The following is a 23,352-nucleotide window of genomic DNA, read 5'->3' as shown; positions in this document are numbered from 1 at the left end:
TCAGCCTGGTTTTCAGGTCGAGGTATGTCATGAATGCAAATAATCGTCGTCTGACCGGCGCGCTGATAATGGGCGCGGCGGCTTTGCTGCTGCTGCCGTGGTACAGCCTTGAGGCCGGTTTCTTTGACGGCGGCTGGCTGATAAGCCTGTGGAGCGATGCCGCGACGGCCCCGGCGCTCTGGCAGCTGGGCGAACATCCGTGGCTGGCAATAGCGGTAGCGCTGTTTGCGCTGTGCGGCGGCTGCGGCCTGCTGCCGTCGGGCGCGCGTAGCCGGTTGCTGCTGCTGTTCAGCACCCTCGGCGTGCTGTTTTTAATCATTGAAGGCCATGCGATTGGCTACAGCGGCTGGAGCTGGCTGTGGCTGGAAAACCGCTTTGGCGCGCTGGAATCCGGCCAGCCGGCGATGGGTGCCGGCGCGCTGCTGCTGCTGACCACCTTTCTGCTGCTGTTCTCCTTCGCGCTGGCCGAACGCGGCGTGATGAAGGGCGATGCCTTTGTGGTGGCCTCGCTGGTGCTGCTGACGGCGCTGGTCAGCATCTTTGTGCTTTATCCGGTGCTGAGCATGTTCGTGGTGTCGGTGCAGGATGTGGACGGCAGCTTCCAGCCCGCGGGCTTAATTAGCAATATTCAGGACCCGGCCATCTGGAGCCTCTCCTGCTTAAACGGCGGCACCTGCGGCACGGCCTGGCGCACGCTGTGGCTGGCGCTGATGACCGCCACGGGATCGACACTGCTGGGGCTGGCGTTTGCCCTTGCCGCCACGCGTACCCCGCTGCCGTGCAAAAAAGCGCTGCGGATGCTGACCATCCTGCCGATCATTACCCCGCCGTTTGTGATCGGCCTGGCGCTGATCCTGCTGTTTGGCCGCTCCGGCGTGGTAACCGAGCATCTGGCGGCGCTGTTTGGCATCGAGCCGGGCCGCTGGCTGTATGGTTTAACCGGCATCTGGATTGCTCAGGTGCTGTCGTTTACACCGATCGCCTTCCTGGTGCTGATTGGTGTGGTAGAGGGCGTCAGCCCTTCGCTGGAGGAAGCTTCGCAGACGCTGCGCGCCAACCGCTGGCGCACCTTCAGCCGCGTGTCGCTACCGCTGATGGCCCCCGGGCTGGCGAACGCCTTCCTGATTAGCTTTATCGAAAGCATGGCCGACTTCGGCAACCCGATGGTGCTCGGCGGCAGCCACGGCGTGCTGTCTACCGAAATCTTCTTCTCGGTGGTCGGGGCGCAAAACGATCCAAGCCGCGCGGCGGTGCTGGCGATGATCCTGCTGTGCTTTACTCTGGCGGCGTTTATTCTGCAGCGGCTGTGGCTGGGCGGCAAGAACTTCGCCACGGTCACCGGTAAAGGCGACGGCGGCCAGCACGGCCAGCTGCCGCGCGCGCTGCGTTTTGGCGTGTACGGCATGGTGATCCCGTGGGGGCTGTTCACCCTGGTGATCTACGGCATGATTGTGGTGGGCGGCTTTGTGCAGTCGTGGGGGCTGGACAGTTCCCTGACCCTCAATCACTACGTCCGTGCCTTCGGCATCAGCTTTAGCGAGGGGCATCTGTTGTGGAGCGGTGTGGCGTGGAACTCGTTCTGGACCACGCTGGAGATCGCACTGATCGCCGCGCCGCTGACGGCGATCGTCGGGCTGCTCACCGCCTGGCTGATCGTGCGGCAGAAGTTTGCCGGTCGCCAGACCTTTGAGTTCCTGCTGATGCTCAGCTTCGCCATTCCCGGCACGGTCATCGGCGTCAGCTACGTGATGGCCTACAACCTGCCGCCGCTGGAGATTACCGGCACCGCGCTGATTCTGGTGGCCTGCTTTGTCTTCCGTAATATGCCGGTAGGCGTTCGCGGCGGCATCGCAGCAATGAGCCAGCTGGATAAAAGCCTGGATGAAGCCTCTCTGACCCTTGGTGCTAACAGCTTCCGCACGCTGCGTAAGGTGGTGCTGCCGCTGCTGAAACCGGCGATCAGCGCCGCACTGGTGTATGCCTTTGTGCGGGCGATCACCTCGATCAGCGCGGTGATCTTCCTTGTGAGCGCGCAGTACAACATGGCGACGTCCTACATCGTCGGACTGGTAGAAAACGGCGAATACGGCGTGGCGATCGCCTACTCCACGGTGCTGATCGTGGTGATGCTGCTGATTATCGGCGTATTCCAGTGGCTGGTCGGGGAACGGCGGCTGCGTCGCGTTGCCCGTCCGGTAGATGTGCCTGCACCGCCCGCTTCCACCTCTTTAACCCAGGAGAATGCCGTATGACAACCCTGAATGCCGGTTCCGTGGTGTTTGAGCACGTTTCAAAACGCTTCGCGGGCTTTAACGCCCTGCCCGACCTGTCGCTGACGGTGGAGCCGGGTACGCTGGTCACGCTGCTTGGCCCATCCGGCTGCGGTAAAACCACCACGCTGCGGCTGCTGGCCGGGCTGGAGCACCCGACATCCGGGCGCATTCTGATTGGCGGTAAAGACGTCACTCACCTGCCGGCCAACGAACGCGATGTGGCGATGGTGTTTCAGTCCTACGCGCTGTTTCCGCATATGAGCGCGCTCGATAATATTATGTACGGCCTGCAATCCTCCGGCATCAGCAAGCGCGAAGCACAGGACCGGGCGCGCGAGGGGCTGAAGCTGGTGGGGTTAGAGAACCAGGGCCAGCGGCTGCCGTCCGAACTTTCCGGCGGCCAGCAGCAGCGTATCGCCGTGGCGCGCGCGCTGGTGCTGGAACCGCAGGTGCTGCTGCTGGACGAGCCGCTGTCCAATCTTGATGAGCGCCTGCGCCGCCGCGTGCGTACCGACATCCGCGACCTGCAACAGCGGCTCGGCTTCACTGCGGTGTATGTCACCCACGATCAGGAAGAAGCGCTGGCGGTGTCCGATAAGATTATCGTGATGAAAGAAGGCAATATCGCCCAGCAGGGCGCGCCGGAAAGCCTCTATCGCGCGCCGAATTCGGTGTTTATCGCCGACTTTATGGGCGAGGCCAATATTCTGCCGTGCGAAGTGGAGCAGATTGAGGGCGCAGAGGCGCTGGTACGGCTCGGCAACCAGCGCTATCGCGTGCGCGGCAACGGCGTGAAAACCGGCGCGGCTCAGCTCTCCGTCAGGCCGCAGTTCATTACCCTGCGCGATGATGGTGTTGGCGCGCTGCCGGGGGAAGTGACGCACAGCACCTGGCTGGGCGATCACATTGAATATGAGGTGGCAACCGAGCTGGGGCCGCTGTTTATTGTCGATGCGCAGATGGAACAGCAGCGGCCGCTGGCTTCACGCGTGGCGATTGATTTTAAACCGCAGGGCCTGGCCCTGATTGCTGGCTAATTTAAGGATAGATAATGAGTGAATCAGTAAACCATGATGCACTGCTGGCGCGGCTGGCGCTGGCGGAAAAAGTGGCGCGTGCCGGGGGAGAAAAGGCGCTGGCGTATTTCCATCAGCGCGACAGCCTGGTGGTGGAAACCAAACATGATTTGCAGGACGTGGTGTCCAAAGCGGATCGCGAAGTTGAGCAGATGATCGACCAGCAGATCCGCGCTCAGTACCCGGACGACGGTTTTCTGGGGGAAGAGTATGGCCTTCAGGCGGGGTCGTCGGGCTATACCTGGGTGGTCGATCCGATCGACGGCACCAGCCCGTTCCTCAACGGCATGCCCAATTGGTGCGTGTCGGTGGCGGTATTGCAGGACGGCGTGCCGGTAATTGGGGTGATTTATGCCCCTTACTATCAGGAGTGCTACGTCGCTGCGCTGGGCCACGGGGCTACGCTGAACGGCAAGCGTTTACAGGTTGATCCTGCCCGCACGCTGCAAAACCACGTCACCGGCTTTGGTGCCAACAGCTACGTCAGCCCGGATGAAGTGGGGAAAATTCTGGCCTCGCTGCTGGATGCGGGCGGCAACTTTATCCGCATCGGTTCCGGCGCGCTGATGCTGGCCTGGGTGGCCGCGGGCCGCGTGGTGGGCTACTACGAACCTTATATGCACGCCTGGGACTGCCTGGCCGGTTATTGCCTGGTAAAAGAGGCGGGCGGCTGGTATCACCCGTTTAATATCGAAGGCGATCGCCTGCTGAAGGGCGCGCAGGTGCTGGCCGTTGCACCGGGTGCGGAAGCGGATCTGCGGCGCATTGCCGGGCTGTAGCTCCGGGCGCAGCGCGGACCTGAAGCGCATTGCCAGACCGTAACGCAGGCGAAAAACCAGCAAGCAACGGACTCTACACCCACTTAGTACAGACCAAACGCCTTACCTGCTTCCAGCGGGTAAGGCCCCTCCTTAGCTATTGTTATGCTGACGAAACTCCTGGTCAGCCACACAGCAGATACCCTCAGTTCACCCATGTTCTCAATGCTGCATGACGAATGTTTTCCGCTTGGCTTTTATCAGATAAAGTCCTTTGCCTTCTGGATCAGGCTGGTTTTGGTCAGCGCACCAACGTATTTGCGCTCCTGCGGATTATTCAGCACCGGCAGGCGCTCCAGCGTGATGCGGGCAAACGCCTCCCAGCCTTCCCGAATGGTCTGGTTTTCAAAGATGGTCGGGAAGCTGGAATCCATCACGCAGCTCACCGGCGAGGTCAGAGTGATCTCCTTATCCAGCACCTTGTGCGAGATATCGTGAATCGAAACCGCGCCGAGGAAGGTGCCTTTATGGTCGATGACGTAAACAAAGCGCTCGCGCTTTAGCGAACTGACCGCCAGCGCTTTACCCACAGAATCCTCCGGCGTCAGCGCCGCGCCGGAGACGATAAACTGCGAGATAATGCCGTTATCAAAATCGAACTTGGCATCAGAACGGCTGAAGTGGCTGTTGACCACCGAATAGGTGCTGCCCGACTGCAGGCGATAGGCCAGCATCGACGCCAGCACGCAGGCGATCATCGTGGGGAACAGCAGGCTGCTGTTGAGCGTCATTTCCAGCACCATCAGCATCGCCATCAGCGGTGCCTGGCTTACCGAGGACAGCACCGCGCCCATGCCGACGGCGGCAAACACTTCGGCGTTGCTGACCGGCACGCCCGCCATGATCGCCACCAGCGCCACCAGCTGCCCCATCAGCGCGCCAATCAGCAGCGCCGGGGTGAACAGGCCGCCTACCGCACTGGAGCCGACCGAGATCGCCGTTGCCAACATTTTTAGCAGCAGCAGGGCCGCCAGCATCGGCAGCAGGAAGCTGCCCGCCATAATGCGCACGATCACTTCATAGCCGTTGCCGAGGATCTGCGTGCTGCCGATCGCCAGCGCGCCCACCAGCACGCCACCCAGCCCCAGCCGCAGCGGCAGGCTGCCGATACGGCCGAACTGCCGCTTGCTCTGACCAATCAGCCAGATCATCGCCCAGCCAAACAGCCCGGCCAGCAGACCAATCCCCACCGTCAGCAGGATGCTGTCCGGCGTCAGCTCAAACTGCGCGTGGGAAAAGGGATAAATCGCCGAGCGATAGCCCAGCGACCACATGGTCAGCACCGCAACGCCGGAGGAGATTATCAGCGGGATCAGCCGCTGCATGGCCGAAATGCCGAAGGCGATTTCCGCCACGAAGATCGCCGACGCCAGCGGCGCATGATAAACCGACGACAGACCGGCGGCAGCGGCCATCGCTACCACGTCGCTGTTTTTCAGCGGCAGGGATTTAAACAGCCAGCGCCCCATCAGGCTGCCGCTCAGCGCAGATAATTGCACCATCGGCCCTTCCCGGCCGATGGAGGCACCGCTGCTGATACTGGCCAGCGAGGAGAGGCCGCGAAACAGCGAGGTGCGGGTCGGCACGCTATCCAGCCGGGCGTTGATCACGTCCAGATAGTCGGTGCGAATAGTCTCCTTTTGTTCTAATGCCGTGGCGTAGCGCAGAAAAAATCCGGCAATCAGCCCGCCGACGCCGACGATTAGCGGCCAAAAATACCAGGGGTAAACGTGCATAGCTTCGGTGATGTCCTGCTCCCCACTGAACACCAGCCCGTCGATCAGCTCGATCAGTTTACGAAAACCCAACGTGACCAGCGACGCCACCAGCCCGACCGGGATCGCTACCAGAATGCTGGTCCAGTTAAGTGCATGTTTAGTGCCAATGGACATCGTTTTACCCCGAAATTCTTTTCTCTATCGTGCGAGAGCCGCTGCGAAAAATCAAATCGTGACCGCTGCGGCGACAGGGCGTTTTTAGCCATTGCGCCAGCGTCATCGCATGTTAATCTGCTTTTTCCCTTTTTGGCCGCTACCGCCCCGGTGCGCCCGGCCATCCCAGAGAACGGACTATACTATGATTCGCTTTGCCGTCGTTGGAACCAACTGGATCACCCGTCAGTTTGTCGATGCCGCTCATGAAACGGGTAAATTTAAGCTGACCGCCGTCTATTCACGTACGCTGGAACAGGCACAGACTTTCGCCAACGATTACCCGGTAGAACAACTTTTTGACTCGCTGGAAGCGATGGCCCAGTCCGATCTGATCGATGCCGTTTATATTGCCAGCCCGAACGCCCTGCACTGCCCGCAGTCGCTGCTGTTCCTGCGTCATCGCAAGCACGTCATCTGCGAAAAACCGCTGGCGTCAAACCTGCGTGAAGTGGAAGAGATGGTCGCCTGTGCGCGGGAACATCAGGTGGTGCTGTTCGAGGCGTTCAAAACCGCCAGCCTGCCGAACTTCCAGGTTTTACAACAGTCGCTGCCGAAGATCGGCGTGCTGCGTAAGGCGCTGATTAATTACTGCCAGTATTCATCCCGCTACCAGCGCTACCTTGACGGTGAAAACCCGAATACCTTTAATCCGCGCTGGTCGAACGGCTCGATTATGGATATTGGCTACTACTGCCTGGGCACCGCAGTCAGCCTGTGGGGTGAGCCGCAGAAGGTCACCGCCAGCGCCACGCGGCTGGAAAGCGGCGTGGATGGTGCAGGCACCGTGCTGCTGGACTACGGCAGCTTTGACGTGACCGTGCAGCATTCCAAAATCAGCCAGTCGGTGATGCCGAGCGAGATCCAGGGGGAGGCTGGTTCACTGGTCATCGAGCACGTTTCTGAATGCCAGAACGTCAGTTTCGTGGCGCGCGGCGCGAAGCCGCAGGACCTCACTCAGCCGCAGCATATCAATACCATGCTGTATGAGGCGGAAACCTTTGCACGCCTGATTGAAACCAATGAGATTAATCACCCCGGCCTGAACTACTCGTTAAGCGTGGCGCGGCTGCTGACGGAAATCCGCCGCCAGACCGGCGTGGTATTCCCGGCCGATGCTCAGGAACCCGCTTCAGACCGCTAATCTTCCCAATTACGTAATGCTGCGGGCCTCTCCTGCCGCAGCACTGCTTTATGCCGACCGATAGCGGCTAATTCCGAATTTTCGCTTCCCCTGACAGAACATTTCCTTATACTTCCCTGCGCAAACACACATAAGCCGCCGCAATGTAGTGCCGTGCGGCAGAACTATAGATAACGACAGTGATTTAAAATTATGAGTAGAGAAAACAGCGGGCGCGGAGTCATCCAGCGCCTGATGCAGGGAAGCCTGGTAACACAAATCATGATCGGACTGCTGGCGGGTATCGCGCTGGCCTGGTTCTCAAAAAGCAATGCGCTGGCCGTGGGCCTGCTGGGCGAGCTGTTCGTTAGCGCCCTGAAAGCCGTTGCGCCTGTTCTGGTTCTGGTGCTGGTGATTGCATCTATCGCCAGCCATCAGCAGGGGCAGAAAACCAATATTCGCCCGATCGTTATGCTGTATCTGCTCAGCACCTTCTGCGCCGCCGTGGTGGCAGTAATCGCCAGCCACCTGCTGCCGCAGAGCCTGACGCTGCGCGCGGCGAGTACCGAAATCACCCCGCCTTCCGGCATTCTGGAAGTGCTCGACGGCCTGCTGATGAGCATGGTGGCCAACCCGATTGAAGCGCTGATGAAAGCCAACTACATCGGCATTCTGGTATGGGGTATCGGCCTGGGCCTGGCGTTCCGCCACAGCAGCGCCACCACCCGCGCCTTCCTCAGCGATGCGTCTGATGCCGTGACCCGCCTGGTACGCGTAGTGATCCGCTTTGCGCCGATCGGTATCTTCGGCCTGGTCGGTTCGATTCTGGCCTCAACCGGCTTTGAAGCGCTGTGGGATTACGCGCATCTGCTGGGCCTGCTGCTGGGCTGTATGCTACTGATGGCGCTGGTATTTAACCCGATTCTGGTGTGGTGGCAGATCCGTCGCAACCCGTATCCGCTGGTGTTTACCTGCCTGCGTGAAAGCGGCGTGACCGCCTTCTTTACCCGCAGCTCGGCGGCGAATATCCCGGTGAATATGGCGCTGGCGAAAAAACTGAATCTGGATGAAGACACCTACTCCGTCTCGATCCCGATCGGGGCCAATATCAGTATGGCCGGGGCATCAATTACCATTACCGTGCTGACGCTGGCGGCGGTGAATACGCTGGGGATTCATGTCGATGTCGGCACGGCCATTCTGCTGAGCCTGGTGGCGTCGATCTGTGCCTGCGGTGCCTCCGGCGTGGCCGGCGGCTCGCTGCTGCTGATCCCGGTGGCCTGTAATATGTTCGGTATTCCGAATGAGGTTGCGATGCAGGTCGTGGCGGTCGGCTTTATTATCGGCGTGCTGCAGGATTCTGCGGAAACCGCTCTTAACTCATCGGCGGATATTCTGTTTACCGCAGCGGCCTGTATGGCGGAAGATCGCCGCGTGGCGAAATCACAGACTCAAGAGTAGTCCTGACTGGCCTGGTTTCCCTCTCAGCGGGAAACCAGGCCGCAACGCCCGCAACAGGCAGCGTACAAGTTTAATCGGCTATCAATGCTGAACTCACCGCAGACCGTCAATGCCTCCTGCCACAGTCCGCAGTATCCCTCCTTCAGCCTTACAGCGTCACACCACTTTTAAAGATTGCCAGCTCGCGGAATTCATTCACTTCATTGCGCGCCGGTCGCCCGTTAGCAATCTCAACGATGGTATCCACAAAGCTCGCCAGCAGTTCCGGCATTTCGGTACCATGAATCAGCTGACCGGCATCGAAGTCGATCCAGTGCGGCTTCTTCTTTGCCAGCTCGCTGTTGGTCGCCAGTTTTACCGTCGGCACAAATCCGCCGTACGGCGTGCCGCGCCCGGTACTGAACAGCACCATATGGCAGCCTGCACCGGCCAGTGCGCTGGTCGCTACCGCATCGTTACCCGGTGCGCTCAGCAGGTTCAGGCCTGGCTCCTTCAGCCGCTCGCCGTACTTCAGCACGTCCACCACCTGGCTCTGCCCGGCTTTTTGCGTGCAGCCCAGCGACTTCTCTTCCAGCGTGGTGATACCGCCCGCTTTGTTGCCCGGTGACGGGTTTTCATAGATCGGCTGGTTGTGGGCGATAAAGTATTTCTTAAAGTCGTTGACCATGCTGACGGTTTTGTCGAAGGTCGCTTCATCGCGGCAGCGGCTCATCAGAATACGTTCCGCACCAAACATTTCCGGTACCTCGGTCAGCACCGTGGTGCCGCCGTTGGCGATCATCTGGTCCGAGAAGCGGCCCAGCAGCGGGTTGGCGGTGATGCCGGACAGGCCGTCCGAGCCGCCGCACTCCAGGCCGAACTTCAGCTCGCTGAGTTTGCCCGGCTGGCGCTGGTCGTGCCGCATCATTTCGTACAGCGCGTGCAGCTGCTCCAGCCCCGCTTCCACTTCATCATCCTGCTGCTGGCAAATCATGTAGCGCACGCGGCTGTCGTCATACGCGCCCAGCGTCTGGCGGAACTCGTCCACCTGGTTATTTTCGCAGCCGAGGCCGATCACCAGCACCGCACCGGCGTTCGGATGGCGCACCATGTTTTGCAGCATGGTTCGGGTGTTTTCATGGTCCTGCCCCAGCTGTGAACATCCAAAGGTATGGCTGAACAGATGCACGCCGTCGATGCCTTCCGCCTGGTTGGTCTCCTTCAGGAATCGCTGCAGGATCTGCCGGGCGATACCGTTGACGCAGCCAACCGTTGGCAGTATCCACAGTTCGTTGCGGATGCCGACATCACCATTATCCCGGCGGAAGATCTGCACCTCGCGGTCCGCAGCCTGCGGCGGCACGGTAGCGAAGTCAGGCAGATATTCATATTCATCCAGATCGCTCAAATTTGTACGCGCGTTCTGTGAGTGGATGATTTCGCCGGGCGCTACGGAGCGGGTAGCGTGCCCGATCGGCAGGCCATACTTCATCACCAAATCGCCGGTTTCCAGCGGCTGAAGGGCAAATTTGTGCCCGCGCCCCACCGGCTGGGCCAGCACGACGGAATGCTGGCCAATAGTGACCTCCTCACCCTCTTCCAGGTCGCGCAGCGCGACGGCAACATTATCCAGATCGTGAATTTTTATCAGACTTTGCATCGCGAATACCTTACTTAATCTGCGCCAGCGCGGCGCGCATACCAACGGTAATAATCTGCTCCAGCTGAGCGGTCACGCTCGCCGTCAGGCCCGGAAGACGATTCAGATCCTGCCCCCAGTGGGCTGCATCGGACAGCACGTCGTTGACCAGCTGGCTGAGGGGAATGTCGTGTGCCTCCGCCAGCTGCCACAGCGTAGCGAAGCGCTCCAGCCAGTGGGCATCGTCCTGCAGCGCGTAGCGGGTGCCGTTGCGCTCGCCGCGGTAGTACGCCAGCAGTGCCGCAAAGGCAAAGCTCAGGCGCGGAGACGGAGCGCCCTGCTGTTCAACCTGCGTCAGCAGCGCGGGCAGCAGTCGGGTGCGGAACTTAGTCATGCCGTTTAACGCTATCGCGCTGAGCTGGTGGCGGATAAACGGGTTACGGAAACGGTTGAGCACCGCATCGGCAAAGGCATTCAGCTCTTCCGGGGACTGCTCCAGCGTTGGGATAATCTCCTGGCGCAGCGTGGCATCAATAAAGGCGGCCACCTCCGCGTCGTCCATTGCTTCACCGACGGTATCCAGTCCGGCGAGAAACGCCACCGGCACCATCGCAGTGTGTGCGCCGTTGAGGATCGCCACTTTGCGCGCCTTATACGGGGCAATATCGTCAACCATGCGAATATTCAGCGGCAGCTGGTCCAGGTGCAATGCCTGGGCCACCCATTCCGGCCCTTCAATAATCAGCTGGTAGTAAACTTCACCCGCCACCAGATAGTCGTCGCGATAGCCCAGCTCAGCGTGCAGATCGGCGGCATTGTCGGGGTAGCCGGTTACGATGCGGTCCACCAGCGTTGAGCAGAAGGTATTGTTCTGCTCAATCCACTGAGTGAACGCCGCCGGCAGCTGCCACTCGCGAGCCAGCCGCAGCACCAGCTCACGCAGCGCGGCACCGTTATCGTCGATCAGTTCGCAGGGCAGGATCACCCAGCCTTTATCGGCCGCACCATCAAAATGCTGCCAGCGCTCCAGCAGCAGTTGGGTCAGCTTGGCCGGGAAGCTGATCGGGGGAGCGCTGTCCCGCGTGTCGGCAGCATCCAGGCTGATGCCCGCTTCGGTGGTATTGGAGAAGACAAACTTCATCTCCGGATTACGCGCCAGCGCCAGGAACTCGTCGTAGTCATCGACCGGATGAATTTCGCGATTAACCGAGCGGATCAGCCGCGCTTCGCTGACCACCTTCCCCTCGTCGTTAATGCCGCGGATCAGCGTGGTATACAGCCCCTGCTGGCCGTTCAGGCTGCGCTTAGCCGCGCTGTTACGCGGCCTGACCACCACCACGCCAGCATCAAGTCCGGTATGCTCGTTTAACAGGTCTAACTGCCAGTCGATAAAGGCGCGAAGAAAATTGCCCTCACCGAACTGGATCACGCGTTCGGCATCCTGGCGGCCGGGAAAATTATCACGGTTCAGCGTCTGCATCTGGTATCCCCTGGAAAGTTCTGTGTTTCAATACCAGCAAAGTTATCATACCAATTGTGCCAGGCGCTGAATAAATAGTGAGAAACAGATCACAAAAAACACTATTAACTGCGGGTGATTAGCGTCTACCAATTACAATTATAAATATAACTACATGTTTTACATGAAAATATAAAAATATTGATGATGACTTCATTCTGAGTATCGCGGTCTTAATCTCAGATAAAAAGGTATAACATCTTTAAAACCCGTTCAGTACCATACAGAGTATTCGGTGGTTCAAGACCTTAACGAGCGTCTGTTTTTTTAACACGGGGAAAGTGGTATAACAGGTTTCAGCAAATCATTGTGTATCGGAGCGTGAACCATGCAACAGATCGACTCACGTCGTCTCTATCAGCAGCTGGCAGCTGAGTTAAAACTGCGCCTTGAACAGGGCCAGTATCAGATTGGCGACAAGCTGCCCGCCGAGCGCTTTATTGCGGAAGAGATGAGCGTCAGCCGGACCGTGGTGCGCGAGGCGATCATCATGCTGGAAGTGGAAGGCTATGTAGAAGTGCGTAAAGGTTCCGGCATACATGTGGTGTCACAGCAGCAAAAGAAAAGCGTAACCACTAATAGCCAGCTGGAGTTTGCCAGCTTCGGTCCCTTTGAGCTGCTGCAGGCCCGTCAGCTGATAGAAAGCAACGTTGCCGAGTTTGCCGCCACCCAGGTGACCCGCCAGGATATCGTGCAACTGATGTCTATTCAGGAGCAGGCGCGGCAGGAAGATCGCTTCCGTGACTCCGAGTGGGATATGAAATTCCACGTGCAGATTGCGCTCTCTACGCAGAACAGCGCGCTGGCGGCAATTGTTGAAAAAATGTGGTTGCATCGATTGTACAACCCGTACTGGCTAAAACTGCATGAACATATCGACGAGCGCTCGATAGAGAGCTGGTGCGAAGATCACGATAACATCCTCAAGGCGCTGATCCGCAAGGACCCGGCAGGGAGCAAGCTGGCAATGTGGCAACACCTGGAGAATACCCGCCAGATGCTGTTCAACGCCACGACAGATGACTTTGAATTTAACGTAGACCGCTACATGTTTGCTGAAAATCCGGTTATCGCTCTGGATAGCATCGCCAACGACGAAAAGTAGGTCTTTCTTAATAGATTGAGTCAGCTTTCGTTCACTTATGTCAGCCAGTGTAAAACTCCTTCACGCCGGACCGCTGCAACGGTAAAACATCCCTGGTCCGGTGTTTCTTCCTGTCCAGACCTGCTTAACTTTGTTACAGTTATCTTCTTTTTTTACCCTTTGTAAAAAGCTTTAAGCTTTCGATGCTTTTTCTGGCCACGCTGTTCAGCCGCCCGCAGCATCTGCATCACTAAAACGATGAATTCAGCATGTAGAATTGCGTTAAATCGGGCCAACTATGATGTTCAGGACTATTGATGGATATTTTTAAAGATTTAATCCACGCCTTATGGCAGCAAGATTACGTCACGCTGGCCGACCCGACGCTGGTCTGGGCGCTTTACTTCATCCTGTTTATGATTCTGTTTCTGGAAAATGGCCTGCTTCCGGCGGCGTTCCTGCCCGGTGACAGCCTGCTGATTCTGGTCGGCGTGCTGATAGCGAAAGGCACGATGAATTTTCCACTCACGCTGTTTATCCTTACCACCGCCGCCAGCCTGGGCTGCTGGGTCAGTTACATTCAGGGCAAGTGGCTCGGCAATACGCCGCTGGTACAAAAATGGCTTTCACATCTTCCCGCTCAGTACCATCAGCGTGCGCACCAGCTGTTTCACCGCCACGGCCTGTCGGCACTACTGATTGGACGCTTTATCGCATTTGTTCGCACGCTGTTACCCACCATCGCCGGGCTTTCCGGCCTCAGCAATGCGCGCTTCCAGTTCTTTAACTGGATGAGCGGTCTGCTGTGGGTGCTGATTCTGACCGTGCTGGGCTTTGCGCTGGGCAAAACGCCGCTGTTCCGTAAATATGAAGATCAGCTGATGTTTTGCCTGATGCTGCTGCCGCTGGTGCTGCTGGTCTTCGGCCTTTGCGGCTCGTTGTATGTACTGTGGCGGAAAAAAACGTCGCAGGGAGGCCAGTAACCATGTCCTCTCTGTTCAAACTTCCGGCCAGACTTTTACGCATCGTGCCCTGGCTGGGGTTGTTGGCCGCTTCTCTGTTGACGCTGACGCTGGTCGTTACGCTGCTGCCCGCGCTGTTTCGCAGTGAAGCCGCACTGCAGATCCGCACTCTGCGCCAGGGCAACAGCCTGCCCGACGGCTTTTATGTCTATCAGTCGCTCACCGCCCAGGGGATTCGCATTAAAAGTATTACCCCAGACCACGATTCACTGGTAATTAGATTCGACTCACAGGAGCAAAGCGACGCGGCGGAAAAAGTGCTCCGCGAGCTGCTGCCGTATGGTTTCGATATTGCCCGTCAGGAAGGCCACGGCGCGGCAAACTGGGTGAATCGCATCAGTCTGCGAACGTAATTGCCCCTCGCCCCTCAGAACGGTGAGGGGAATTTCCCGTTCTGTTTTGAGCTTTTCTCGTTTTCTGTCTATGCTTAAAAATCCCTAAATCACCCTGTGTCCAGGAACCCGACAGCCCAGACGGCTGTCATTGCAAAGGAAGGTCGCCATTCTATGAAATACCGCTTAACACTCGCTCTGGCTCTGATGACTGTGGCCTCACTGGCTCAGGCAGGACCGCTTTGCCAGCAAAAAGAACAGGCTATTCAGAAAGAAATCGATTTCGCCCGCCAGCATAATAACCAGCGCCAGATTAATGGCCTGGAGCGTGCGCTGACCGAAACGCGCGCTAACTGCTCGGATGAAAACGTACGCAAAGCCCATCAGGAAAAGATTCAGCAGCATCAGAAAAAAGTGACCGAGCGGGAACAGGAACTGCAGCAGGAGCGAAACAAGGGTGGCGACAGCAAAAAAATCGCTAAACGGGAAAAGAAACTGGCTGACGCTCAACGTGAGCTGAAGGAAGTGCAGGCTGCGCCCTACTGAGGTCGGCAGTTTGCCATGACATTCAACACAAGTAAGGAGTTCTCCATGTCTAAAGATACCACGTCAGAACATCTGCGCGCTGAGCTGAAAACCCTCGCCGATACGCTGGAAGAAGTGCTGAGTACCTCCAGTGAAAAGTCGAAAACTGAACTGGAAAAACTGCACAGCAAAGCGCAAAGCGCGCTGAAAAATACCCGTGCCCGCCTGGGTGATTCCGGTGAGCGCATTGCACAGACCACCCGTGAAGCAGCGGACCGCGCTGACGTTTACGTCCGTGACAACCCGTGGACCAGCGTGGGTATCGGTGCAGCGGTCGGTGTGGTACTGGGCGTTCTGCTGACCCGTCGCTAATATGGCCGATAATCAGCAAAATCATGGCCCCGGCAAAGGGGTCATTAACATCGGACAGCGCATCATCACCACGCTGGTGGGCATTGTTGAAACCCGCGTGCGGCTGGCGGTGGTTGAGCTGGAAGCGGAAAAAGCCAACCTGATTCAGATGATGATCATGGTCGGCCTGACCCTGCTGTTCACCGCATTTGGCCTGATGAGCCTGATGGTTCTGGTTATCTGGGCGGTTGATGCGCAATACCGTCTGATGGCGATGGCCATCACCACCGGCGTTCTGTTTGCGCTGGCGCTGATTTTCGGCCTGTGGACGCTGGCAAAATCGCGGCGCTCCACTCTGCTCAGCGCCACCCGTAAGGAACTTGCCAGCGATCGCCAGCTGCTGGAGGATGAGTAATGAGCCGTCGCGACCGTGAAAAACGTACCGCCGATTTGTTGCGCCTTATTCAACAGCAGCGTCTGGATTTAAGCGCCGGGCGTAAAGACTGGCTGGAGGCTACCGATCGTTACGATCGGGGCTGGCTGAGCCTGGTTAATGCCAAACGCTATCTGGCGATTGGCAGCGGCGTTTTTGCCATCTGGTCGGTGCGCAACCCGCGCTTTTTGACCCGCTGGGCGAAGCGCGGTATCGGTGCATGGAGCACCTGGCGCATGGTGCGTAACGCCCTGCCAAAACGGTAAATTCTGGCCGCATCGCCCTTTGCGGCCATCCTTTCCAATTTTCTTGAACAACTTCGACAGATTATCTCGCTTACAATAGCCAGACTCCCCGTCTATTATCTCCAGCAACGAACGGCACTGAGCGCTAAAGCAGCGTCAGGCCACGGTAAAACAGGGTCCGCCTGATAGCACGGCCCATAAAATTCTTGTTGGGGATGATTATGAAAAAATTAGAAGATACCGGTTTCTTAGTGGCTCGCATCCTGATGCCAATTCTGTTTATCGTTGCAGGCTGGGGAAAAATCACCGGTTACGCCGGTACGCAGCAGTATATGGAAGCGATGGGCGTGCCGGGCTTCTTCCTGCCGCTGACCATTCTGCTGGAGTTCGGCGGCGGTCTGGCCATTCTTTTCGGCTTCCTGACCCGCTTCACCGCGCTGTTCACTGCCGCCTTTACGCTGCTCACGGCGTTTATCTTCCACACTAACTTTGCGGAAGGCCCGAACTCCATTATGTTTATGAAAAACCTGTCAATCTCCGGCGGCTACCTGCTGCTGGGCCTGGTGGGACCTGGCGCATACAGCATCGACCGTCTGCTGGGTAAAAAGTGGTAATTCCACTACACTTATAACAGTGAAGAATCCGGGGCGAGGAGCATATCCTCGCCCTTTCATTTTTAGGGAGGAACGATGGGACAGCTAATTGATGGCGTATGGCACGATAACTGGTACGACACCAAGTCTACCGGCGGCCGCTTTAAACGTTCAGAAGCGGTATTCCGCAACTGGGTCACGGCCGACGGCAGCGCCGGTCCACACGGTAAAGGTGGCTTCCGCGCCGAAGCCGACCGCTACCATTTATACGTATCCCTCGCCTGCCCGTGGGCACACCGCACGCTGATTATGCGCCAGCTGAAAGGGCTGGAGTCGATGATTTCAGTTTCGGTTGTTCATCCACTGATGCTGGAGAACGGCTGGACGTTTGACGAAGATTTCCCCGATGTCACCGGCGACAGCCTGTATCAGAACGAATATCTCTATCAGCTGTATCTGCATGCCGACCCGACCTACACCGGCCGCGTTACGGTGCCGGTTCTGTGGGACAAACATCAGCACACCATCGTCAGTAATGAATCCGCCGACATTATTCGCATGTTTAACAGCGCGTTCGACGGCGTTGGCGCCCGCGCCGGGGATTATTACCCGGCTGAACTGCGCGATGAGATCGATGAACTGAACGGCTGGATCTACGATACGGTAAACAACGGCGTGTATAAGTCGGGTTTTGCCACCAGTCAGCCGGCCTATGATGAAGCGGTGACGGCGCTTTTCAGCTCGCTGGATCGTCTGGAGCAGATTCTGGGGCAACGGCGCTATCTGACCGGCAATCGTCTGACCGAAGCCGATTTACGCCTGTGGACCACGCTGGTACGCTTCGATCCGGTGTATGTCACGCATTTTAAATGCGATAAGCACCGCATTGGCGACTACCTCAATCTGAGCGGCTTCCTGCGCGAGATTTATCAGCTGCCGGGCATTGCTGACACGGTAAACCTGCCTCACATTCGCCACCACTACTACTGCAGCCATAAAACCATCAACCCGAGTGGGGTGATTTCGATAGGCCCGGCATTTAACTGGGACGAACCGCACGGACGCGACGAACGCTTTCCCTGATCCCGCACATTAACATCCGGGGCGATTTTCTTTTCGCCCCCGATGTTCAACATCCTTTATTGATCTGGAACAAATTCTCCCAATTCGCACTTACGTATCTTTACTGATGTGAACGCAAATGCGGATTAACCGGAAGCCAACTTCCTGGAGTGAAACCATGATCAAGACTCTCTCTTTCTGCCTCGCCGCCGTGATGCTGTGCTATGTTGCCTTCGTGGGTCACTACTACTACGAAACGTTCTCAACATTTAATGGCATTGAGCATTCTCAGGAAAGCTCGGCTACGCCTGCACCGTAAAGGAATACCGTGCCTGCGGACTTTATCCCTGGCGCTTCGCCAGCAGCTTCGGGATTTCCCGCAGGCACCAGGCCTTGGCTTCCCCCATACTGTCGCGCCGCCAGGCCATAATAATATCCACTTCACGGGTATATTCCGGGCTGACCACGCGCAGACGCCCTTCGGCAATATCCTGCTCAACCATGCTGTAAGGCATGGTGCCGACGCCCAGGCCCGCCAGTAAAGCACGGTGTTTATCTTCAATGGTACTGACGGTCAGGCGCTGCTGTTTATCCAGCAGGGTCACGGTTAATACCGGCCTTTCACGCGCGGTATCCGCCACCGCAATACCGCGATATTTCACCCGGGTGGTTTCGGAAAGCGGCTCCGGCTCCTGATGAATCGGATGATCGGGGCTGGCAACGTAGACGCTCATCAGTGAATAAAGCTTGCGGGTGTTGATCTCGGAAGAGGCGCGGAAATGCATATCGGGCGCAATCACAATATCGGCGCGCCCCTGCTCAAGCCGTTCCCACGCCCCGGCCAGCACCTCGGTCATCAGCGAAACCTGAGTGTTGGCTTTATCTGCCAGTTTTTCCACCAGCGGGAATAGCAGCTCGGTGGACACCAGCGCTTCGGTGGCAATCGTCAGATGCGTTTCCCAGCCGCGAGCCAGCGCTTCCGCATCGGTAGTCAGCTTGTCGGCGGCTTCCAGCAGCACGCGCCCGCGTTCAAGCAGCATCCTCCCGACGTTGGTAAATTTGGTGCGATGACCGGACCGGTCAAACAACACCACGTCCAGCTCCTCTTCCAGTTTCTGCATGGTGTAGCTCAACGCAGAGGGGACGCGGCCCAGCTCATCTGCTGCGGCAGCAAAACTGCCGCGGCGATCGATGGCATCCATTACACGTAGCGCTTCAAGCGTCAGAGCACGATCTTTAGCCATAGCTTTTCTCTGTCAGGAAATTTGAATATGCCGAGCAGATTAACTGGCTGGCATTCACCAGTCCAGAAACTTACCATAACCGAATAATAAATGGTCGGGCCAGCCCCGATTTACTAAGGAGAACAGCATGATCGTTAGTCGTACAGCGCAACAGTGTGGCAAAGCCGATTATGGCTGGCTTCAGGCTCGCTATACTTTCTCCTTCGGTCACTATTTCGATCCCAAATTACTGGGGTACGCTTCACTTCGCGTACTCAACCAGGAAGTGCTGGCACCAGGGGCTTCCTTTCAACCCAGAACCTATCCGAAAGTCGACGTGCTGAACCTGATATTGCAGGGTGAAGCCGAATATCGCGACAGCGAAGGCAATCACGAAACAGCGCGTGCCGGTGAGGCGCTGCTGCTGGCCACCCAGCCGGGGATCAGCTACAGCGAGCACAATATTAGCAAAGAGAGCAGCCTGACGCGGCTTCAGCTGTGGCTGGATGCCTGCCCGGAAAGAGAAAATAATCGCGTACAGCGGATTGCAGTACCGGAAGATAAAACCTGCACCCTGCTGGCTTCCCCCGACGGTAGCGAAGGCAGCCTGCAGCTCCGGCAGCAGGTGTGGATTCACCAGGTGGTATTACAGCCGGGTGAAAGCTATCAGGTTCTCCTGCACGGGCCACGCGCCTATTTACAGTCGATCCACGGCGCCTTTACGGCAGTTACCCACTCGCACGAGCAGGAAGCCCTCACCTGCGGGGATGGCGCATTTCTGCGGGAAGAAGAGAGCGTTCTGCTGACGGCAGAAACGCCGCTGCGGGCGCTGGTGATTGATCTACCGATATAAATTCTGTAGAGGGTAAGCAAAAAACCCACCGAAGCGGGTCTTTATCGAATGAGTTGAAGCTGACCGTTAAGCCGGGTTCTGTCGTGGACAGTCATTCATCTAGGCCAGCAATCGCTCACTGGCTCAAGCAGCCTACCCGGGTTCAGTACGGGCCGTACCTTATGAACCCCTATTTGGCCTTGCTCCGGGTGGAGTTTACCGTGCCGCGAACTGTTACCAGCCGCGCGGTGCGCTCTTACCGCACCCTTTCACCCTTACCTGATCCCACTTGCGTGGGCCATCGGCGGTTTGCTCTCTGTTGCACTGGTCGTGGGCTTGCGCCCCCCAGGCGTTACCTGGCACCCTGCCCTATGGAGCCCGGACTTTCCTCCCCTCTGTCTGTCTCCCCCGAGGGGGGACGGCAACAAAGCGGCGACTGTCTGGTCAGCTTCGGCGCGCAGTGTATAGCGTTTTCTATGAGTTGTCACTCACCCTGCTGCTCAAGGGCGTACTTATACAGGGCATTTTTTTTCACCCCGTGAATTTCGGCGGTCAGCGCTGCGGCTTTTTTCAGCGGCAGTTCGGCCTGCAGCAGCGCCAGCGTGCGCAGCGCTTCCGGCGGCAGTGCATCCTCTTCGGCGTGATAACCTTCCACGATCAGCACCATTTCGCCTTTGCGGCGGTTCTCATCTTCCAGCACCCACGCCAGCAGCTCGCCCACCGGCGCGCCCTGAATCGACTCCCAGGTTTTGGTGATTTCACGCGCCAGCACCACATAACGGTCTGGCCCCAGTACCGTCACCATATCCTGCAAACTATCGATTAAACGGTGGGTGGATTCATAAAAAATCAGCGTGCGCGGCTCCTGCTCCAGCGCGCGCAGGGTATCGCAGCGACCTTTGCTTTTGGCGGGCAGAAAACCTTCGTAACAGAATCGATCGGACGGTAACCCCGCCGCACTTAATGCTGTTACCGCAGCACAGGCACCCGGCAGCGGCACCACGCGGATCCCCGCTTCGCGGCATAAACGCACCAGATGATAGCCCGGATCGTTGATCAGCGGCGTGCCGGCATCGGAAACTAAGGCTATGCTTTGTCCCTCACGGAGCTTCGCCAGCAGCGATTCTGCTTTCTGCTGTTCGTTATGGTCGTGCAATGCGAAGAGCCGCGCATTGATGGCGAAATGTTGTAGCAACAGTCCGGTATGACGTGTATCTTCCGCAGCGATCAGATCGACGCTCGCAAGCACCGTCAGTGCCCGCTGGGTGATATCGCCCAGGTTACCAATCGGTGTTGGAACGATATAGAGCGTGCTGGCAGAAATATCTGCCCGATCGTGTTGTTTCATTGTTTGATCCGAATAGCCGATTTAATATTGAGCATCTTGAAAAAAACATCACTGGATACAGTATGCTTCCTTCGAAAGTAGTTCGTAGCAAAGCCGGGCGCAGCCTGCCGCTTCTGCTGGCCGCCCTGATTTTTGCCGGATGTACCGGCCAGGCACCGCAAACGCCACCGGCGAATGTCCAGGGCGCTGCCACCGGCACCTCTGACTATTATCTGCAGCAGATGCAGCAAAGTTCAGATGATAACAAGGTTGGCTGGCAATTACTCGCAATCAGAGCACTGTTGAATGAAGGCAAACTGCCGCAGGCTAATCAGCAGCTCTCCCAGCTGCCGCAGCAGCTTGATGCCACCCAGAGCCAGGAACAGCTGCTGTTGCAGGCGCAGCTGCACGTGATTGAGCAGAATTTCCCGCTGGCGGCCGACAGGCTGAAGCAGGTTGATGTCGCATCGCTCTCGAAAGATCAGCAGGCCCGCTACTACCAGTTACAGATCGCGATTGGCCAGGGCCGCCCGACGCTGGACGTGCTGCGTGCCTATATTGCTCAGGAACCGCTGCTCGCCAACCCGGCTGAGAAGCAGGCAAATATCGATGCCACCTGGCAGGCACTGAGTCAGATGACGCAGGATCAGCTGAACAACGTGACCATCAATGCAAACGAGAACGTGCTGCAAGGGTGGCTGGATCTGCTGGGCGTGTATAAAGCCAACAGCAACGATCCTGATATGCTGAAGGCCGGTATCAGTGACTGGCAGAACCGCTATCCGTACAACCCGGCGGCAAAAATGCTGCCGTCGGCGTTAAGCCAGGTAAAGAACTTCCAGCAGGGGTCGACCGGTAAAATCGCTCTGCTGCTGCCGCTGAGCGGCCAGGCGCAGGTCTTTGCCAACGCCATCCAGCAGGGTTTTAACGACGCGAAGAACGGTACGCTGATGCAGTCCGCTGCGCCTGCGGCGCCGATTCAGGCACCTGATGCCACAGCCAATCCTGACGCTGCGGCGACCGATGCCAATGCGGTGGTCAGTCCGTCAGCCGCACCGACGGACGGCACGACTCAACCGGATGCCGCACAGCCACAGCCGGTGGCGTCCAGCAGCGTGGAAACAGCAGCCCCGTCAGGCAGCACCCAGGTTCAGGTTTATGACACCAGCACCCAGCCGGTGGATCAGCTGCTGACCCAGGCACAGAACGACGGTGCCACGCTGGTTGTGGGTCCGCTGCTGAAAAATCAGGTTGAGCAGGTGGTCGCCAGCCCGACAGCGCTTAACGTGCTGGCGCTTAACGAGCCGGAAACGATCCAGAACCGTCCGAATATTTGCTACTTTGCGCTTTCTCCTGAAGACGAAGCGCGCGATGCCGCGCATCATATGTGGGATCAGGGCAAGCGCTCGCCGCTGCTGCTGGTACCGCGCAGCTCGCTGGGCGACCGCGTCATCAAAGCCTTCGCTACCGAGTGGCAGCAGCTGGGTGGCGGCACTGTACTGCAGCAGCAGTTTGGTTCTACCGCTGAACTGAAACAGGGCATCAACAGCGGCGCGGGTATTCGCCTGAGCGGCACCCCGGTTAACGTGCAGCCAGCCCAGCCTCAGGGCGTGACTATTGCCGGTCTGAACATTCCGGCTCCGGTGAGCGATGCCCCGGCTGCGGATACCGCCAGCTCCGGCGGCAGCGTGGACTCTGTCTATATTATCGCCACGCAGAGCGAGCTGACGCTGATTAAGCCAATGATCGCGATGCGCGTCAGCAGCCGTGATAACGTCAGCCTGTATGCGAGTTCGCGCAGCAACCAGGCCGGTGCCGGCCCGGACTATCGTCTGGAGCTGGACGGCCTGCAATTCAGCGATGTTCCGCTGCTCTCCGGCGCAAACACCGCGCTGATGCAGCAGGCGGCGAAGAAGTTTAACAATGACTACTCACTGGTTCGCCTGTATGCGATGGGCATTGATGCCTGGTCTCTGGCCAACCACTTCAGTGAAATGCGCCAGCTGCCGGGCTTCCAGCTGAAAGGCAATACCGGCAATCTGAGCGCAACACAGGACTGCGTGATTAACAGGAAGTTAGCATGGAGCCAGTATCGTCAGGGGCAAATCGTTCCGGCATCCTGAGTCGACAGCAGCAGGGGGCGATGCGTGAAAAACAGGCGCGCCGCCTGCTGGAAACAGCCGGTCTGCGCTTTGTCGCCGCGAATGTTCGCTACCGATCGGGGGAACTCGATCTGATTATGCGTGACCGGCAAATATGGGTTTTTGTTGAGGTTCGCTATCGCCGTTCTGACCATTTTGGTGGGGCGGTAGCCAGCATCACCCGCAGTAAACAACAAAAACTATTGCGAGCGGCAGCACTTTGGCTGCATAGCCGTGGTCAAAGCTTTGACACGGTCGACTGCCGTTTTGATGTGGTCGCCATTACCGGGGAACGGGTTGAATGGCTGCCCAATGCGTTTACCGCTGAGTAACGGCGCTGAATGACAGGTCGAAGACCGCGAA

The 23,352-nt window shown here is 57.9% G+C and carries 23 protein-coding genes and 1 other RNA gene; 18 read left to right on the top strand and 6 right to left on the bottom strand.

The window, feature by feature from the left end; genetic code table 11:
• The first annotated feature begins 29 nt into the window (after positions 1-29).
• Genes IBT46_RS01710 through IBT46_RS01700 form a run of 3 tightly spaced genes read left to right on the top strand, consistent with a single transcriptional unit; the run spans position 30 to position 4,128 of the window.
• Positions 30-2,252, top strand: a complete 2,223-nt coding sequence (locus IBT46_RS01710) for an iron ABC transporter permease (protein WP_200543451.1) — start codon at positions 30-32, stop codon at positions 2,250-2,252.
• Positions 2,249-3,310: an ABC transporter ATP-binding protein gene (locus IBT46_RS01705; RefSeq protein WP_200543449.1), complete on the top strand. Its 1,062-nt coding sequence runs from the start codon at positions 2,249-2,251 to the stop codon at positions 3,308-3,310. Before IBT46_RS01710 ends, IBT46_RS01705 begins: the two co-directional genes overlap by 4 nt.
• 14 nt (positions 3,311-3,324) lie before the next feature.
• Entirely contained in the window at positions 3,325-4,128 is an 804-nt protein-coding gene (locus tag IBT46_RS01700; RefSeq protein ID WP_200543447.1) for an inositol monophosphatase family protein, read from the top strand.
• Positions 4,129-4,367: 239 nt separating this feature from the next.
• Here the strand turns inward: IBT46_RS01700 and IBT46_RS01695 are convergent, their stop codons facing one another.
• Positions 4,368-6,059: a chloride channel protein gene (locus tag IBT46_RS01695; protein ID WP_200543445.1), complete on the bottom strand. Its 1,692-nt coding sequence runs from the start codon at positions 6,057-6,059 to the stop codon at positions 4,368-4,370.
• A 184-nt stretch (positions 6,060-6,243) separates the two neighbouring features.
• Between IBT46_RS01695 and IBT46_RS01690 the strand changes: the two genes are divergently transcribed.
• Both IBT46_RS01690 and sstT read left to right on the top strand, forming a co-directional pair.
• Positions 6,244-7,242 carry a Gfo/Idh/MocA family protein gene (locus IBT46_RS01690; RefSeq protein ID WP_200543443.1) on the top strand — a complete coding sequence of 333 codons (999 nt, stop codon included), beginning with the start codon at positions 6,244-6,246 and terminating at the stop codon, positions 7,240-7,242.
• Between the two features lie 192 nt (positions 7,243-7,434).
• Positions 7,435-8,682 carry a serine/threonine transporter SstT gene (gene sstT, locus IBT46_RS01685; protein WP_200543441.1) on the top strand — a complete coding sequence of 416 codons (1,248 nt, stop codon included), beginning with the start codon at positions 7,435-7,437 and terminating at the stop codon, positions 8,680-8,682.
• A gap of 148 nt (positions 8,683-8,830) precedes the next feature.
• Here sstT and IBT46_RS01680 read toward each other — a convergent pair whose 3' ends face one another.
• Entirely contained in the window at positions 8,831-10,321 is a 1,491-nt protein-coding gene (locus IBT46_RS01680; RefSeq protein WP_200543439.1) for a UxaA family hydrolase, read from the bottom strand.
• Between the two features lie 10 nt (positions 10,322-10,331).
• Entirely contained in the window at positions 10,332-11,780 is a 1,449-nt protein-coding gene (locus tag IBT46_RS01675; protein WP_200543438.1) for a tagaturonate reductase, read from the bottom strand.
• Positions 11,781-12,147: 367 nt separating this feature from the next.
• On the opposite strand from IBT46_RS01675, the gene exuR reads away from it, so the two are divergent.
• From exuR to IBT46_RS01625, 10 genes are all read left to right on the top strand, one after another.
• A complete protein-coding gene (exuR, locus tag IBT46_RS01670; protein WP_105592036.1) occupies positions 12,148-12,924 on the top strand; it encodes a transcriptional regulator ExuR in 777 nt (258 codons plus the stop codon).
• Between the two features lie 296 nt (positions 12,925-13,220).
• Positions 13,221-13,886: a DedA family protein gene (locus IBT46_RS01665; protein ID WP_200543436.1), complete on the top strand. Its 666-nt coding sequence runs from the start codon at positions 13,221-13,223 to the stop codon at positions 13,884-13,886.
• A 2-nt stretch (positions 13,887-13,888) separates the two neighbouring features.
• On the top strand, positions 13,889-14,278 hold the full coding sequence (gene mzrA / locus IBT46_RS01660; protein WP_200543434.1) for an EnvZ/OmpR regulon moderator MzrA: 390 nt from the start codon (positions 13,889-13,891) through the stop codon (positions 14,276-14,278).
• Between the two features lie 153 nt (positions 14,279-14,431).
• On the top strand, positions 14,432-14,803 hold the full coding sequence (locus IBT46_RS01655; RefSeq protein ID WP_200543431.1) for a DUF1090 domain-containing protein: 372 nt from the start codon (positions 14,432-14,434) through the stop codon (positions 14,801-14,803).
• 45 nt (positions 14,804-14,848) lie between these two features.
• A complete protein-coding gene (locus IBT46_RS01650; RefSeq protein WP_200543429.1) occupies positions 14,849-15,154 on the top strand; it encodes a YqjD family protein in 306 nt (101 codons plus the stop codon).
• A gap of 1 nt (position 15,155) precedes the next feature.
• Entirely contained in the window at positions 15,156-15,548 is a 393-nt protein-coding gene (locus tag IBT46_RS01645; protein ID WP_200543427.1) for a phage holin family protein, read from the top strand.
• Positions 15,548-15,832: a YqjK-like family protein gene (locus IBT46_RS01640; RefSeq protein WP_200543425.1), complete on the top strand. Its 285-nt coding sequence runs from the start codon at positions 15,548-15,550 to the stop codon at positions 15,830-15,832. The genes IBT46_RS01645 and IBT46_RS01640 overlap by 1 nt, the downstream gene beginning before the upstream one ends.
• Before the next feature lie 200 nt (positions 15,833-16,032).
• Complete coding sequence (locus IBT46_RS01635; protein WP_105592318.1) at positions 16,033-16,425, top strand: DoxX family protein; 393 nt, start codon at positions 16,033-16,035, stop codon at positions 16,423-16,425.
• 75 nt (positions 16,426-16,500) lie between these two features.
• Positions 16,501-17,487: a glutathione S-transferase family protein gene (locus IBT46_RS01630; protein WP_200543423.1), complete on the top strand. Its 987-nt coding sequence runs from the start codon at positions 16,501-16,503 to the stop codon at positions 17,485-17,487.
• Positions 17,488-17,644: 157 nt separating this feature from the next.
• Positions 17,645-17,785 (top strand): hypothetical protein, encoded by a 141-nt coding sequence (locus IBT46_RS01625; RefSeq protein WP_200543421.1) that lies wholly within the window; start codon positions 17,645-17,647, stop codon positions 17,783-17,785.
• A gap of 22 nt (positions 17,786-17,807) precedes the next feature.
• On the opposite strand, the gene IBT46_RS01620 is transcribed toward IBT46_RS01625, so the two are convergent.
• Complete coding sequence (locus IBT46_RS01620; protein ID WP_105592044.1) at positions 17,808-18,710, bottom strand: LysR family transcriptional regulator; 903 nt, start codon at positions 18,708-18,710, stop codon at positions 17,808-17,810.
• A gap of 127 nt (positions 18,711-18,837) precedes the next feature.
• Between IBT46_RS01620 and IBT46_RS01615 the strand changes: the two genes are divergently transcribed.
• Positions 18,838-19,542, top strand: coding sequence for a pirin family protein (locus IBT46_RS01615; protein ID WP_200543419.1), 705 nt, complete (start codon positions 18,838-18,840; stop codon positions 19,540-19,542).
• A 51-nt stretch (positions 19,543-19,593) separates the two neighbouring features.
• Here IBT46_RS01615 and rnpB read toward each other — a convergent pair.
• Both rnpB and rsmI read right to left on the bottom strand, forming a co-directional pair.
• An RNA gene (gene rnpB / locus IBT46_RS01610) (RNase P RNA component class A) lies at positions 19,594-19,973 on the bottom strand.
• Between the two features lie 32 nt (positions 19,974-20,005).
• Positions 20,006-20,869 carry a 16S rRNA (cytidine(1402)-2'-O)-methyltransferase gene (rsmI, locus tag IBT46_RS01605; protein WP_200543418.1) on the bottom strand — a complete coding sequence of 288 codons (864 nt, stop codon included), beginning with the start codon at positions 20,867-20,869 and terminating at the stop codon, positions 20,006-20,008.
• Positions 20,870-20,931: 62 nt separating this feature from the next.
• Here rsmI and IBT46_RS01600 point away from each other — a divergent pair, with 62 nt between their 5' ends.
• The gene (locus IBT46_RS01600) at positions 20,932-22,971 is read left to right on the top strand and encodes a penicillin-binding protein activator (protein ID WP_200543416.1); all 2,040 of its coding nucleotides are present in this window, start codon (positions 20,932-20,934) and stop codon (positions 22,969-22,971) included.
• Positions 22,929-23,321 carry a YraN family protein gene (locus IBT46_RS01595; protein WP_200543414.1) on the top strand — a complete coding sequence of 131 codons (393 nt, stop codon included), beginning with the start codon at positions 22,929-22,931 and terminating at the stop codon, positions 23,319-23,321. The genes IBT46_RS01600 and IBT46_RS01595 overlap by 43 nt, the downstream gene beginning before the upstream one ends.
• Positions 23,322-23,352 lie beyond the last annotated feature (31 nt).

This window comes from Erwinia sp. S38, from assembly GCF_016624545.1.
In the GTDB taxonomy this organism is placed as follows: domain Bacteria; phylum Pseudomonadota; class Gammaproteobacteria; order Enterobacterales; family Enterobacteriaceae; genus Erwinia; species Erwinia coffeiphila.
This window is presented reverse-complemented; position numbering and strand designations above follow the sequence as displayed.